Here is a 13,795-nt window from a genome sequence, read left to right as displayed (position 1 = left end):
ACATCGCGCACAAGCGCACGGAAACCAGCGGTTCGGAACTCAGTGCATAGGCGCGCGCACAGCGGGTAGGCCTTGCTGCATCGTCTCTCGCTCGCGAAGCCGTCGTCAGGAGTAGACCGTGCTGCAACCGCCGCATTCGTCCCTGCAGGTAGCTGCTGTTCCGGCCCAGCGGATGCCTGCGCGAGACAGGGACCAAGACGCTCCATGGCACACCGAAGCGGTGTGCCGGCGCGACGAGGCCGGCCTGTTCTTCGCACCCTCCAAGGAACCCACCGCCGCCCGGCTCTCCCGCGAGGACGCCGCCAAACGCGTCTGCGCGCGCTGTCCGGTCATGGTCGAGTGCCGCGAACACGCCCTCCTCCAACCCGAGCCCTACGGCGTCTGGGGCGGTCTCACCGCCGCCGAACGCCGTGTGGTCCTGGCCAGGCGCCGCCGCCGCGACCTGGAACTCCAGAAGGCCCGCGCGGCGGGCCGCATAGCGGCGGCCGGATGACAAAAGGCGCCCCCTCCGCACCAGGGGGCGCCTTTTCATCATCGGACGGGGGCCGCCTTGTAGGTGCCGGCCAGGGCAACTCCCCAAGGGGCGCGGGGAACTGCGCGACCAGCCACAACGGACCCGCAGCCGCCAACGGCCCAAAGCACCCCGTCCCCAGTCGCGTTACTTGGCCCGATCAAAGTCAATCGCGCTGTACGCCCGCAGCTTGCTCAGCCGGTGCTCCGAGTCGATCCGCCGCACCGTGCCGGACTTGGACCGCATCACGATGGAGTCGGTGGTCGCGGTCTCCGACCGGTACCGCACGCCCCGCAGCAGCTCCCCGTCCGTGATCCCGGTCGCGACGAAGAACACGTTCTCGCCGGACACCAGGTCGTCGGTGGTGAGCACACGGTCCAGGTCGTGCCCCGCGTCCAGCGCCCGCTGCCGCTCCGCGTCGTCCTTGGGCCACAACTTGCCCTGGATCACGCCCCCCAGGCACTTCACGGCACAGGCCGAGATGATGCCCTCGGGGGTGCCGCCGACGCCGAGCAGCAGATCCACACCGGTGCCCTCGCGCAGCGCCAGGATCGAGCCCGCGACATCGCCGTCGGAGATCAGCTTGATCCGCGCACCGGTCTCCCGGATCTCCTTGATGATCCCGTCGTGCCGCGGTCGGTCCAGCACGACGACGGTGACGTCCTCGGGCGTGACCCGCTTGGCCTTGGCGACCCGGCGGACGTTCACCGAGATCGGGGCCTCGATGTCGACGAACTCGGCGGCCTCGGGCCCGGTGACCAGCTTGTCCATGTAGAAGACGGCGGACGGGTCGAACATCGAACCCCGGTCCGCGGCGGCGAGCACGGCGATCGCGTTCGGCATGCCCTTGGCGTTGAGGGTGGTCCCGTCGATCGGGTCGACGGCGATGTCGCACTCGGGCCCGGTCCCGTCACCGACGCGCTCGCCGTTGAAGAGCATCGGCGCCTCGTCCTTCTCGCCCTCTCCGATGACGACGACGCCGTTCATCGAGACGGTGGAGACGAGGGTCCGCATGGCACGCACGGCGGCACCGTCGGCGCCGTTCTTGTCACCGCGCCCGACCCAGCGGCCCGCGGCCATCGCGGCGGCTTCGGTCACCCGGACGAGTTCCAGGGCGAGGTTGCGGTCGGGGGCCTCGGAGGGGACTTCGAGTTCGGACGGCAGATGATGATGCTCGGTCATCGGAGCGCACCTTTCTGATACGACGACGGCCGGATGAGGGTATGGCCACGACTCTATCGCCAGGCAGACAAAATGAGCAGGGGGCCCCACGGATGAGCGGCCGGGGCACCTGCGACGATAGGGACGTGGCAGGTTCGAACGGCAAGCAGAAGACGGTCCGGGACATGATTCTCTCCCTGGGCCTGATCGGGATCGCGGCGGCGATCGTCTACCTCTTCATCCCGCACAGCGACCACGCTCCGGACGTCAAGCGGGTCGACTACCGCGTGGAGCTGCTCACGGCACGCCGCGCGGCGCCGTACCCGGTGGCGGCGCCGGAGGGCCTGCCCAAGAGCTGGAAGGCGACTTCGGTCCGCTACGACGGCGCCGCGTTCGACGCCTGGCACCTCGGGTTCAGTGCCCCCGGTGGTCAGTACGTGCAGATAGAGCAGTCGACTCAGAAGCCCTCCGACTTCGTCGACACCGCCAGCCAGGGCGCCACCGCGACGAAGACCACCCAGAACATCGGCGGCCACACCTGGACCCGCTACACCGGCGGTCGCTACGACGCCCTCGTGCTCGCGGACAAGGGCTCGACGACGGTCGTCGCGGGCACGGGCTCCTTCGCCCAACTGACCGAGATGGCGCAGGCGTTGAAGACGAAGTAGCCCGACGGACGGCCCCGCGCTACGGCCGGACGTACGGCCGGGTCATGATCTCCATGTTGTGGCCGTTCGGGTCCTCGAAGTAGGCGCCGCGACCGCCGAAGAGGTGGTTCGTCCGGCCGGGCTCCTGGTGGTAGGGGTCGGCGTAGTAGGTGACCCCGACCGCCTCCAGGCGACCGATCATGGTGTCGAACTGCCCGTCGGGCACGAGGAACGCGTAGTGCTGCGGCTGGATCGGCTCGTCGCGCTTCTCGTAGAAGTCGAGCGTCACGCCGTTGCCCAGGTCGACCGGGACGAACGGTCCGAAGGGCGCGCCGACCTCCAGACCCAGGATCGCGGCGAGGAACTCGGCCGACAGTTGCCGGTCCATGGCGTAGACGGCGGTGTGGTTCAACTGGACGGTGGTTGGCAGTGACATGTGTGTGCGGGTCTCCGAGTCCTGGGTCCGATGAGAGCGCCACGTGCGGGCGCTTGGAGGGAAGACAAGGAGAAACGGCGGGGCTCTTGCCCGCCTCGTGCTCACGCCGAGGCCGGGTGCCCCACTCGTGAATGGCCCATGGCCGACCCGGCAGTCACGTCACGGACCCTAATGCCGCACAGAGCGTCACGGCAACGCCGAATGCAGAAGGCCCCGGCCTGGACAGTGTCCTGTCCGCGCCGGGGCCCTGTGCGTGTCACACGTCTCAGACGGTGGTGACGACCTCGTCGTACGCCAGGCGCGGGGAGCGCGGGAACCAGGCGTCCTCGCCCGGCTTGCCGATGTTGATGACGACGAACGGGGTGTGGTCGTCGTCCAGGAACTCCTTCTGGACGCCGGCGAAGTCGAGACCGGTCATCGGGCCCGCGGCGAGGCCGGCGGCGCGGATGCCGATGATGAAGTACGCGGCCTGGAGGGCGGCGTTCAGCGCGGCGTTGCCCTCACGGACCGAACGCTCGCCGAAGACGGCGTCCTTGGCCTGCGGGAAGTGCGGGAACAGGTTGGGCAGTTCCTCGTGGAACTCGTTGTCCGCGGAGAGGATCGCGACCAGCGGGGCGGCGGCGGTCTTCTTCTGGTTGCCCTCGGAGAGGTGCTGCACGAGGCGCTCGCGGGCCTCGGGGGAGCGGACCAGGGTGATGCGCAGCGGCGACTGGTTCATCGAGGTCGGGCCGTACTTGACCAGGTCGTAGATCGCCTGGACCTGCTCGTCGGTCACGGGCTCGTCGGTGAAGGTGTTCGCGGTGCGGGCCTCGCGGAACAGCAGGTCCTGGGCGGCGGGGTCAAGAACGAGAGACATGGCGAGAACTTCCTCGGGGGGCCGGAAGCGGATACCGGACCGCGGTCCGGATAGGCTGACGAGGCCGACCGTACGCGACGGGAGGTTCAACATTCAACCAAAACCGGAGCATGGTGATCCGCCTCACAGCAGATCGCCGCTGTCGCTGCTCGCTGCCCGTGCTCGCCGCCGCTACTCGGCGTCGCCCTCCGCGGCCTCTTCCTCCGCCAGCGCCGCGTCCAGTCGCGCCCGGGCCCCGTCCAGCCAGCGGCGGCACACCTTGGCCAGCTCCTCGCCCCGCTCCCAGAGCGCGAGCGACTCCTCCAGCGTCGTACCGCCCGCCTCCAGCCGCCGTACGACCTCGATCAGCTCGTCGCGCGCCTGCTCGTACCCGAGCGCCTCTGCCGTCCCGGCACCTTCGTCAACCTTGCTGGTCATCCGCCCACCCTATGCATGTGCCGTGTCGACTCGAACCGTGAACTCACCCTCGGCGACCCGCGCCCGCAGCACCTCGTCCGCCGCCACCTCTTCCGGGTCCCGGACGGCGTGTCCGTCGGCCTTCTGCAGTACCGCGTACCCCCGCTTCAGGGTCGCCGCGGGGGAGAGGGCCACCACGCGCGCGTGCGTGTGGGTCAGCTCAGAGTCGGCGCGGTCCAGGAGGTGACCGAGGGTGCGCCGGCCGCGGCCGAGGAGCGCGGCGACATGATCCGCCCGCTCGTCGATCATCCGGTGCGGATCCTCTATCGACGGCCGTGCCAGCGCCTGCGCCAGCCCGCGTTCCTCCCGGTCGACGAACGCCACCACACACCGCCGCGCCCGGTCGCGCAACTGCCGTACGCGCTCGTACTCCTCGCCGACATCCGGTACGACCTTCTTCGCCGCGTCGGTCGGGGTGGAGGCGCGCAGGTCGGCCACGTAGTCCAGGAGCGGGTTGTCGGGCTCGTGCCCGATCGCGGACACCACGGGCGTACGACAGGCCGACACGGCCCGCACCAACTGCTCGTCGGAGAACGGCAGCAGGTCCTCCACACTGCCTCCGCCGCGCGCCACGATGATCACGTCCACGCCGTCGAGCGCGTCCAACTCCTTCACGGCCTGCACGACCTGCGGCACGGCGTGCACACCCTGCACCGGCACGTTGCGCACCTCGAAGCGGACGGCGGGCCAGCGGTGCCGCGCGTTCTCCAGCACATCCCGCTCGGCCGCCGAGGCCCGCCCGCAGACCAGCCCGATGAGCTGGGGCAGGAACGGCAGCGGCTTCTTCCGGTCGGCCGCGAACAGCCCCTCCGCGGCCAGCGACTTCTTCAACTGCTCAAGGCGCGCGAGGAGTTCACCGACCCCGACCGGCCTTATCTCCGTGGCCCGCAACGACAACTGCCCACGCGGCGCGTACCACTCGGGCTTCGCGAGGACGACCACCCGAGCGCCCTCGCTGACGACATCCGCGATCTCGTCGAACACCTGCCGGAAGCACGTCACGCTCACCGAGATGTCGTACGACGGGTCGCGCAGCGTCAGGAACACGACACCGGCACCGGGCCGCCGCGACAGCTGGGTGATCTGGCCCTCGACCCACACCGCGCCGAGCCGGTCGATCCACCCGCCGATCAGCCGGGAGACCTCACCGACGGGGAGCGGGGCGTCCGGAGCCGTGTTGAGAGCCATGCGCCCGAGAGTAACGGCCGCCGCTGACAACGCGGTCGAGGTGAGGAGCGTGCGACCCTCAACCGGTCTCCGTGTCGGCCTTGTTCCGGTTGCCCTGCACTGCGAGCACCACCAGCCCGATCGCCAACCAGACCGCGCCGACCACCTGTGCGGTGCCGGACGCCTCCAAGATCACCGCGACGGTGATCGCCGCCCCCAGCACCGGAACCAGGACGTGCCGCCACCACACCACCGGCCCTCCCCGGCGGCGTACCGCGAACCAGCCCACCACGCTCGCGTGCAGCAGCGTGAAGGCGGTCAGCGCGCCGATGTCGACGACCGACACCAGCTGGTCGAGCCCGTCGTCGCGCCGTGCCGCCCAGACCGCCGCGATCAGCGTGATGAGGGCCGCCGACAGCAGTGCGACCCGCGGTACCCCGTCGTCGGTCTTCGACAGGGCGCGGGGCAGCCGTCGGTCGCGGGCCATCGCGAACACCAGGCGCCCCGCCGCGGCCTGCCCGACGAGCGCCGCGAAGGCCGCGCCGATCGCCTTGCTGACGGCCACCAGGTTGTGCAGCCAGTTGCCCACCGACACGTCGACCGCGTCGTAGAACGCCGATCCCTGCTTTCCGGCGTCGGCGGCGAGCTGTGCGGAAGTCGTCGGCTCCAGGAGAGCCACCAGGTACGTCTGGGTGATGAACAGGACACCGGCCAGCGCGAGGCAGAACAGCAGCGCCCTGGCGACCTTCTCGGAGCCGCCGGTGACCTCCTCCGCGAAGGTGGCGACCGCGTCGAAGCCCAGGTAGGAGAGCACGGCGACGGAGACCGCGCCGATCACCGCCGACAGCGCGAACGCGCCCTGGGTGCCGTCCCCGGAGAGTGGTGACAGCCAGCCCCGTTCGGCGCCGTCGCGCGCGAGGACGACGATCGCCGACACGGTGAAGACGACCAGGACGACGATCTCCATCGCGAGCACCAGGAAGCCCACGCGCGCGGCGGCCCGCACTCCCCAGAGGTTGAGGCACGTCGTGAGGACGACCGCCAGCGCGGTCCACACCCACCGGGAGACGTCCGGGACCAGCGCGTTCATGGCGATCCCGGAGAAGAGGTAGGCGACGGCGGGGATCAGGACGTAGTCCAGCATCGCCATCCAGCCGGCGACGAACCCGGCCTCCCTGCCGAGCCCCACGCGCGCGTAGGCGAACACCGAGCCCGCCTGGGGGACGACCCGCACCATCTGCGCGTAGCTGAAAGCGGTGAACGCCATCGCGACCGTCGCCACGATGTAGACCAGCGCGACCGCGCCGTGCGACTTGGCGTCCAGGGTGCCGAACACGCCGACCGGCGCCATGGGGGCGATGAACAGCAGCCCGTAGACGACGAGATCGCGGAAACCGAGGCTGCGCCGCAGTTGAGGCCCCTCGTCGGCGGTGGTCGTCGTATCCGTATCCGTGCCCGTGCCCGTGCCCGTGTCCGCCATCTCGCGTCTCCCGTACGTCGTGTCCGGCCCCGCCCCTCCCACTCCACCGCCAGTCTCTCCACCGGCGCGATCTTTGACCCGTCGAGCGCGGCCTTACGATGGGACGCATGACTGCTTCGTCTGGCCGCCGTGTCCTGCTCGCCGCCCCCCGGGGCTACTGCGCGGGTGTGGACCGCGCCGTGATCGCCGTCGAGAAAGCCCTTGAGCAGTACGGGGCTCCGATCTACGTCCGGCACGAGATCGTGCACAACAAGTACGTCGTCCAGACCCTGGAGAAGAAGGGCGCCATCTTCGTCGAGCGGACCGAGGAGGTCCCCGAGGGGAACATCGTGATGTTCTCCGCGCACGGCGTCGCGCCCGTCGTCCACGACGAGGCCAAGCGGGGCAATCTCGCCACCATCGACGCGACCTGCCCCCTGGTGACCAAGGTCCACAAGGAAGCCGTCCGGTTCGCCAACGACGACTTCGACATCCTCCTCATCGGGCACGAGGGCCACGAGGAGGTCATCGGCACCTCCGGGGAGGCCCCCGACCACATCACCCTGGTCGACGGCCCGTCCGATGTCGCCAAGGTCGAGGTGCGCGACCCGTCCAGGGTGGTCTGGCTCTCCCAGACGACCCTCTCCGTGGACGAGACCATGGAGACGGTCGACGCCCTGAAGGAGAAGTTCCCGCAGCTCATCTCCCCGCCCAGCGACGACATCTGCTACGCCACGCAGAACCGTCAGCTCGCCGTGAAGCAGATGGGCGAGGAGGCCGACCTGGTGATCGTGGTCGGCTCGAGGAACTCCTCCAACTCGATTCGGCTCGTCGAGGTCGCCAAGCTTTCCGGCGCCGACGCCGCGTACCTCGTGGACTTCGCCGACGAGATCGAGGAGGCCTGGCTGGAGGGCGTGACCACGGTCGGCGTGACCTCGGGCGCCTCGGTACCGGAGATCCTGGTCGAACAGGTGTTGGAGTGGCTGTCCGTGCGCGGCTACGCGGACGTCGAGCTGGTCAAGGCGGCCGAGGAGTCCATCACGTTCTCGCTGCCCAAGGAACTCCGCCGGGACCTGCGCGAAGAGGCGGCGGCACTGGTCGCCGAGCGCACGGGCGCCGACCGTACGACCCCCTCCGGGCAGTGACTGTCAGTCGTTCGTCGTAGCGTGGATCCATGCAGATCTTCGGCGTGGACATCGGTGGATCCGGGATCAAGGGCGCCCCTGTGGACCTGGACAAGGGCGAATTGACCCAAGAGCGGTGCAAGGTGCTGACCCCGCACCCGGCGACACCGGACGGGGTGGCCGACGGCGTGAAGGAAGTCGTCGACCACTTCGGCTGGACGGGACCGGTCGGGCTCACGTTCCCGGGCGTGGTCACCGGAGGCGCCACGATCCGTACGGCGGCGAACGTCGACAAGAGCTGGATCGACAAGGACGCGGGCGCGCTGTTCGCCGAGAGACTCGGCGGCCTGCCGGTGACCGTTGTCAACGACGCGGACGCGGCGGGCGTCGCCGAGATGCACTTCGGTGCCGGCCAGGGCCACAAGGGCACGGTGATCCTGCTGACCTTCGGCACGGGCATCGGCAGCGCCCTCTTCGTCAACGGCATCCTCGTGCCGAACACGGAGCTGGGCCACCTTGAGCTGAACGGCCACGACGCCGAGAAGAAGGCGTCCAGCAAGGCCAAGGAGGACGAGGAGCTGACCTGGGAGCACTGGGCCCACCGGGTCCAGAAGTACCTCGCCCATGTCGAGATGCTCTTCTCGCCCGACCTGTTCATCATCGGCGGCGGAGTCAGCCGCAAGGCAGACAAGTTCCTGCACTTCATCGAGGGCATCAAGGCAGAGATCGTCCCGGCGCAGCTGCAGAACAACGCGGGGATCGTGGGGGCGGCGATGCATGCGGCGGGGGACGACTAGCGGGGGACGACTAAAGGGAGGGACGGCCGGGGAGGGCAGGGCCGGAGAGGACGTCCCGGAGGACCGACCTCCGGCCCGCCCCTCCGGGACGTCACCCCCGTCGGCGCCGCCTCACCAGTTGGATTCTGCGGACCGTCGCGACGAGGCCTGCGGCGAGCGTTCCGCCGTAGAGCCAGCCGGCCTGGGTGGCGAGGCCGGTGAACAGGCCCATCAGGCGGTTGCCCAGGCCGCCGCTGCCCTCGGCCACCGGGAACAGGCCCGCGACGAAGGCGATCGGCACGACGACCGGCGCAGTCAGCAGGTCCCCGCGCCGGATCCAGACCGCGGTCAGCACGCACACCGGCAGGAACAGCACGCCGTACACGGTCAGCGACGCCCCGAACAGCAGCTGATCGAGGAAGCCGAGCACGACCATCACGGCCGCGCAGAACAGGCCGCCGCCGAGCCCGGTGAGCCGGGGGTTCGGCAACGGCCGTACGGACTGGGGCGCCGCCGGGCCGGGGCGTCGTACGGCCGCCGGACGGCGTTGCGCGGTGCCGCGTGCCTGGGGTCCGGGCCGGGTCGTACGGGCGGGGCCGCCGTTCGGGCCCCGGCCCGCCTGCGGGGGCAGCGGTGGGGCCCCGCGTCTCGCGCCGGGCTGTGGGGGTCGTGTCCTGTGTTGCTCCACTGGACCAACTTAGGTCGGTTTATGTGCCGAATAGGCCCTGAGACACGCCGATGGGCAGAGCTTGGCCACGTGTTCGACGCGGAGCCGGGGCGGGGCGGCTCACGCCGTAGACTGGTTGATCGGCCCCGGGCTCAGTCCCCGTCAGCCCGCAGTCCCCTCCAGTGCTCTCACGCCTCTCACGTACGGGAAGTCGCAACGTGTCGCTCACGATCGGAATCGTCGGCCTGCCGAATGTCGGCAAGTCGACCCTTTTCAACGCCCTGACCAAGAACGACGTGCTGGCGGCCAACTACCCGTTCGCCACGATCGAGCCGAACGTCGGCGTGGTCGGCGTCCCCGACCCGCGCCTGACGAAGCTGGCCGAGATCTTCTCCTCGCAGAAGATCCTCCCGGCGACCGTCGACTTCGTCGACATCGCGGGCATCGTGAAGGGCGCCTCCGAGGGCGAGGGCCTGGGCAACAAGTTCCTCGCCAACATCCGTGAGTCCGACGCGATCTGCCAGGTCATCCGCGCCTTCAAGGACGAGAACGTCGTGCACGTCGACGGCAAGGTCTCGCCCAAGGACGACATCGAGACGATCAACACCGAACTGATCCTCGCCGACCTGCAGACCATCGAGAAGGTCCTGCCGCGCCTCCAGCGCGAGTCCCGCATCAAGAAGGACATCGGCCCGAAGGTCGCGGCGGTCGCGGCGGCGCAGGAGATCCTTGAGAAGGGTGACACCCTCTTCTCACAGGGCATCGTCCAGGGCTCGGGCAAGGAGGAACTCCTCCACGACCTGCACCTGCTGACGACCAAGCCCTTCCTCTACGTCTTCAACGTCGACGAGGACGAACTGGTCGACGAGGACTTCAAGACCGAGCAGCGTGCCCTGGTCGCTCCCGCCGAGGCGATCTTCCTCAACGCCAAGCTGGAGGCGGACCTCGCCGAGCTCGACGAGGAGGAGGCGATGGAGCTCCTGGAGTCGGTCGGCGTAGAGGAGCCCGGTATGACGACCCTGGCCCGCGTCGGCTTCGACACCCTCGGCCTGCAGACGTACCTCACCGCCGGCCCCAAGGAATCCCGAGCCTGGACCATCAAGAAGGGCGCCACCGCCCCCGAGGCCGCCGGAGTCATCCACACCGACTTCCAGAAGGGCTTCATCAAGGCGGAGGTCATCTCCTTCGCCGACCTGGTGGAGATGGGCTCGGTCGCGGAGGCCCGCGCCAAGGGGAAGGCGCGGATGGAGGGCAAGGAGTATGTGATGCAGGACGGGGATGTGGTGGAGTTCCGGTTCAACGTGTGAGCGGATGAAGCGACACCGCGTTGGCGGGCCTGGGAAACGTGCGGGTCAAAGGGGTCGGCTCTGCTCGGCGTCGGCCCCTTGGTTGATGGGGAGACCGACCGCCGTTCGACGGCCGGAAGGTGTTCAGGCGGCCGTATCCGGTTCTGTGGAGGCCCGGTTCTCGAACCAGGTGACCGCCGCGGCCACCGTCGTCACGATCAGCAGCACCCCGCAGCAGACGAAGCTGATCAGGCCGGTCATGATCCAGTAGACCGGGTGCTGGTCGATGCACTCGACGGCATGCGAGCAGCGGAGGTCTTCCCAGCTGACCTGTCTGCCGTAGGTGCGGACGCCGAAGGCGATGCAGAGGGCGGAGCCGACGGTCGAGGCGGACAGCAGGGTCCACCGGATCCGCCATGTCCGCCACCACGACAGGATCCATCCGGTGACGATCATCGCCGGGAGGATCCATATGTGGATTTTCTCCATGCCCCACCGCATCGGTCCGTGACAACATCGCGCGTCGGCCGGTCTGCCGTCGGGCAACCCTACCGAAGGCGTCCGACGGTCCGTCGTCCGGTCGGCGGACGGCCGGGAGGCGCCGGGGATCGTGCAGTTCCCCCGCGCTCCCCATGGCCGTACGGCGTCAGAAGCCCCGCCGCACCCCGCCGTCCACCGACAGCATCACCCCGGTGACGTACGACGCCGCCGGTGACAGCATGAACGCGCCCGCGCGGCCGAACTCCTCCGGGGCTCCGTAGCGGCGGAGCGGGATCGCGGACTCGTTGGCCGCGCGTTTCGCGGCGGGGTCGGGGGCGAGGCCGTCGAGGTCGCGCATGCGGTCCGTGCCGATGCGGCCGGGGGGCAGGCCGAAGACGCGGATTCCGCGGGGGCCCAGTTCGTCCGCGAGGGATTTCGCGAAACCGGCGAGTCCGGGTCGCAGGCCGTTGGAGATGGCCATGCCGGGGGTCGGTTCATGTGCCGTGATGGACAGGACGAGGCCGATCGCGCCGCCCTCCCCGAGTTCTGCGGCGGCTGCCCTCGCGAGGCGGACCGCGCCCAGGAACACCGACTCGAAGGCCTCCTGCCACTGTTCGTCGGTGTTGTCCGCGACATTGCCCGCGGGCGGACCGCCGACGCTGACGAGGATGCCGTCGAACGCGCCGAACAACTCCCGCGCGCTGGCGATCAGTTGCTGCGGAGCCCGCGGGTCGGCGTTGTCCACGCCGACCCCGGCCGCGTTCGGGCCCAGCTCGGCCGCGGCCTCGACCGCGCGCTTCGCGTCGCGGCCGGTGACGACCACTTTGGCGCCGTCGGCGACCAGTTCACGGGCGACGGCGTAGCCGAGGCCGCGCGTGCCGCCGGTGACGATGTACACCCTGTCCCGCAGTCCGAGATCCATGATTCCGGTCCCCTTCCCGTTCGACCAGCGGCCCAGGGTCGTGGCGATGACCGTGTCCACCTGTGCCGCCAGCTTGATGTCGTCCTGTTCCGTCCAGGCCCACGCGACATGTCCGCCGGGGCGGATCAGCGCGGCGCGTACGTCCTCCCAGGCGTCCCGGGTCCGGTCGGGCGCCCCGCCGCGCACGGTGATCCGCCGCTGGGCGCGGTCGGCGAGCGCGCCGTCGGCCGTGAGGTCGAGCAGGACGTACGAGTCCGCCCGCAGCGCGCCGAACAGGGTGCTGTCCGTGCCGGGGAGGGCGAGGTCGGGGGCGCGGGTGCCGGTCACCGGGTGGGCCGCGGGGTCGGTGCTCGGGTAGGCGACGTCGAGCGCGGTGAGGCGGCCGGCCAGTACGTCGCTGAACTCCCTTGATTCCGGGACCATTCGGCTCAGCAGGTCGCGCAGGGCGAGGCCCTCGGGCGTGAAGGCGTGGAACAGGTAGGTCTGCGCGCGGCTGTGTTCCATCAACTGCTCGCCGACCGGGTGGCGGTCGGTGTGGTAGCTGTCCAGCAGTCCGTCCGAGGCCCAGCCGTCGATGGTCGCCGCGAGCTTCCAGCCGAGGTTGAAGGCGTCCTGGAAACCGACGTTCATGCCGACGCCGCCCGTGGGGTAGTGCTGGTGGGCGGCGTCGCCGGCGAGTACGACGCGTCCGCGCCGGTACTCGGTGGCCAGGCGCGTGGCGTTGCCGTAGCGGGACAGCCAGGACGGGTCGTGCATGCCGAAGTCGTCGCCGGCGATGTCGACGACCTTATGGCGCAGTTCCTCCAGCGTGAAGAGGAGCAGGCCGTCGATCACCGTCCGCTGGGCGACATCCTGGCCCGCGCGATCTCCGCGACGACCCACCCCGCACTGCACCGCGTGGCCGGGCATCTCGCGGGGCGGTGAGGAGAACGGGGTGGTGAGGAGGGCGGATCGGTGAGGGGCGCTGGTCGGCGGGGGTCTTCGGCGCGCTCTCTTCGAAACATTCGCTCGAAACATTCGAGGATTGACTCGGTTTGCTGCGTGAGCTGCTGATTCCCGGTGATCCCACCTGCCAATATGCCAGCGAATATTTCGTACCCCTCACCGAAACCATTGACAGTTGACAGGGACGTACCAACACTGACGCGGCATGGAGAACACACCCGCACGCACGACAAACCGCTTAAGGCTGTCGATCAGCGGTGCCTGCACCCTGCTGCTCGCCCTCCTCGCGGCGATGACCCTGCCCGGCACCGCCAGTGCCGCCACCGTGATCACCACGAACCAGACCGGCACCAACAACGGCTACTACTACTCGTTCTGGACCGACTCCCAGGGCTCGGTCTCCATGACCCTCAACTCCGGGGGCAACTACGGCACCACGTGGAGCAACACCGGCAACTTCGTGGCCGGCAAGGGCTGGAGCACCGGTGCCCGCCGGAGCGTGACGTACTCGGGCACCTTCAACCCGTCCGGCAACGGCTACCTGTCGCTCTACGGATGGACATCGAACCCGCTCGTCGAGTACTACATCGTCGACAACTGGGGCACCTACCGGCCCACGGGAACGTACAAGGGCACCGTCACCAGTGACGGCGGCACCTACGACATCTACAAGACCACGCGGTACAACGCCCCCTCGGTGGAGGGCACGAAGACCTTCGACCAGTACTGGAGCGTCCGGCAGACGAAGCGCACCGGCGGCACCATCACCACCGGCAACCACTTCGACGCGTGGGCCCGCGCCGGAATGCCGCTGGGCAGCTTCAGCTACTACATGATCCTCGCCACCGAGGGCTACCAGAGCAGCGGGAACTCCAACATCACGGTGGGCTGAACCGGTTCGG

Annotated in this window: 16 protein-coding genes and 1 pseudogene; 7 read left to right on the top strand and 10 right to left on the bottom strand. The window is 69.5% G+C overall.

Annotated features, from left to right (window positions below; genetic code table 11):
* Nucleotides 1-118 precede the first annotated feature (118 nt).
* On the top strand, nt 119-493 hold the full coding sequence (locus OC490_RS01485; RefSeq protein WP_262055890.1) for a WhiB family transcriptional regulator: 375 nt from the start codon (nt 119-121) through the stop codon (nt 491-493).
* A gap of 165 nt (nt 494-658) precedes the next feature.
* Here OC490_RS01485 and glpX read toward each other — a convergent pair whose 3' ends face one another.
* Nucleotides 659-1,693 (bottom strand): class II fructose-bisphosphatase, encoded by a 1,035-nt coding sequence (glpX, locus tag OC490_RS01480; protein ID WP_262055889.1) that lies wholly within the window; start codon nt 1,691-1,693, stop codon nt 659-661.
* A 125-nt stretch (nt 1,694-1,818) separates the two neighbouring features.
* On the opposite strand from glpX, the gene OC490_RS01475 reads away from it, so the two are divergent.
* Nucleotides 1,819-2,340, top strand: a complete 522-nt coding sequence (locus OC490_RS01475; protein WP_262055888.1) for a DUF4245 domain-containing protein — start codon at nt 1,819-1,821, stop codon at nt 2,338-2,340.
* 19 nt (nt 2,341-2,359) lie between these two features.
* Here the strand turns inward: OC490_RS01475 and OC490_RS01470 are convergent, their stop codons facing one another.
* The 5 genes from OC490_RS01470 to OC490_RS01450 form a co-directional block, all read right to left on the bottom strand.
* Nucleotides 2,360-2,755 carry a VOC family protein gene (locus OC490_RS01470; RefSeq protein ID WP_262055887.1) on the bottom strand — a complete coding sequence of 132 codons (396 nt, stop codon included), beginning with the start codon at nt 2,753-2,755 and terminating at the stop codon, nt 2,360-2,362.
* 265 nt (nt 2,756-3,020) lie between these two features.
* Entirely contained in the window at nt 3,021-3,611 is a 591-nt protein-coding gene (locus tag OC490_RS01465) for a malonic semialdehyde reductase (RefSeq protein WP_262055886.1), read from the bottom strand.
* A gap of 171 nt (nt 3,612-3,782) precedes the next feature.
* On the bottom strand, nt 3,783-4,028 hold the full coding sequence (locus OC490_RS01460) for an exodeoxyribonuclease VII small subunit (protein WP_019072733.1): 246 nt from the start codon (nt 4,026-4,028) through the stop codon (nt 3,783-3,785).
* Between the two features lie 9 nt (nt 4,029-4,037).
* A complete protein-coding gene (xseA, locus tag OC490_RS01455; RefSeq protein WP_262055885.1) occupies nt 4,038-5,255 on the bottom strand; it encodes an exodeoxyribonuclease VII large subunit in 1,218 nt (405 codons plus the stop codon).
* 58 nt (nt 5,256-5,313) lie between these two features.
* Complete coding sequence (locus tag OC490_RS01450; protein WP_262055884.1) at nt 5,314-6,714, bottom strand: APC family permease; 1,401 nt, start codon at nt 6,712-6,714, stop codon at nt 5,314-5,316.
* 98 nt (nt 6,715-6,812) lie between these two features.
* On the opposite strand from OC490_RS01450, the gene OC490_RS01445 reads away from it, so the two are divergent.
* Both OC490_RS01445 and ppgK read left to right on the top strand, forming a co-directional pair.
* On the top strand, nt 6,813-7,838 hold the full coding sequence (locus tag OC490_RS01445) for a 4-hydroxy-3-methylbut-2-enyl diphosphate reductase (protein ID WP_262055883.1): 1,026 nt from the start codon (nt 6,813-6,815) through the stop codon (nt 7,836-7,838).
* Between the two features lie 29 nt (nt 7,839-7,867).
* Nucleotides 7,868-8,614, top strand: coding sequence for a polyphosphate--glucose phosphotransferase (ppgK, locus tag OC490_RS01440; protein ID WP_262055882.1), 747 nt, complete (start codon nt 7,868-7,870; stop codon nt 8,612-8,614).
* A 91-nt stretch (nt 8,615-8,705) separates the two neighbouring features.
* Here the strand turns inward: ppgK and OC490_RS01435 are convergent, their stop codons facing one another.
* Nucleotides 8,706-9,281, bottom strand: coding sequence for a DUF6542 domain-containing protein (locus OC490_RS01435; RefSeq protein WP_262055881.1), 576 nt, complete (start codon nt 9,279-9,281; stop codon nt 8,706-8,708).
* A gap of 197 nt (nt 9,282-9,478) precedes the next feature.
* Here OC490_RS01435 and ychF point away from each other — a divergent pair, with 197 nt between their 5' ends.
* Nucleotides 9,479-10,567 (top strand): redox-regulated ATPase YchF, encoded by a 1,089-nt coding sequence (gene ychF / locus OC490_RS01430; RefSeq protein WP_262055880.1) that lies wholly within the window; start codon nt 9,479-9,481, stop codon nt 10,565-10,567.
* 123 nt (nt 10,568-10,690) lie between these two features.
* Here ychF and OC490_RS01425 read toward each other — a convergent pair whose 3' ends face one another.
* From OC490_RS01425 to OC490_RS49500, 3 genes and pseudogenes are all read right to left on the bottom strand, one after another.
* Nucleotides 10,691-11,002 (bottom strand): hypothetical protein, encoded by a 312-nt coding sequence (locus OC490_RS01425; protein WP_262055879.1) that lies wholly within the window; start codon nt 11,000-11,002, stop codon nt 10,691-10,693.
* Between the two features lie 190 nt (nt 11,003-11,192).
* On the bottom strand, nt 11,193-11,948 hold the full coding sequence (locus OC490_RS01420) for an SDR family oxidoreductase (RefSeq protein ID WP_262056291.1): 756 nt from the start codon (nt 11,946-11,948) through the stop codon (nt 11,193-11,195).
* Between the two features lie 90 nt (nt 11,949-12,038).
* Nucleotides 12,039-12,704: pseudogene (locus OC490_RS49500) on the bottom strand (FAD-dependent monooxygenase); the annotation flags it as partial.
* Between OC490_RS49500 and OC490_RS01410 the strand changes: the two are divergent.
* Together OC490_RS01410 and OC490_RS01405 are read left to right on the top strand one after the other, a co-directional pair.
* A complete protein-coding gene (locus OC490_RS01410) occupies nt 12,699-12,872 on the top strand; it encodes a hypothetical protein (protein ID WP_262056325.1) in 174 nt (57 codons plus the stop codon). The pseudogene OC490_RS49500 and the gene OC490_RS01410 sit on opposite strands and share 6 nt — an antisense overlap.
* A 226-nt stretch (nt 12,873-13,098) precedes the next feature.
* Nucleotides 13,099-13,785, top strand: coding sequence for a glycoside hydrolase family 11 protein (locus OC490_RS01405; protein WP_262055878.1), 687 nt, complete (start codon nt 13,099-13,101; stop codon nt 13,783-13,785).
* Nucleotides 13,786-13,795 lie beyond the last annotated feature (10 nt).

Origin of the sequence: Streptomyces sp. STR69 (assembly GCF_024519455.1) — a bacterium.
GTDB lineage: Bacteria > Actinomycetota > Actinomycetes > Streptomycetales > Streptomycetaceae > Streptomyces.
This window is presented reverse-complemented; position numbering and strand designations above follow the sequence as displayed.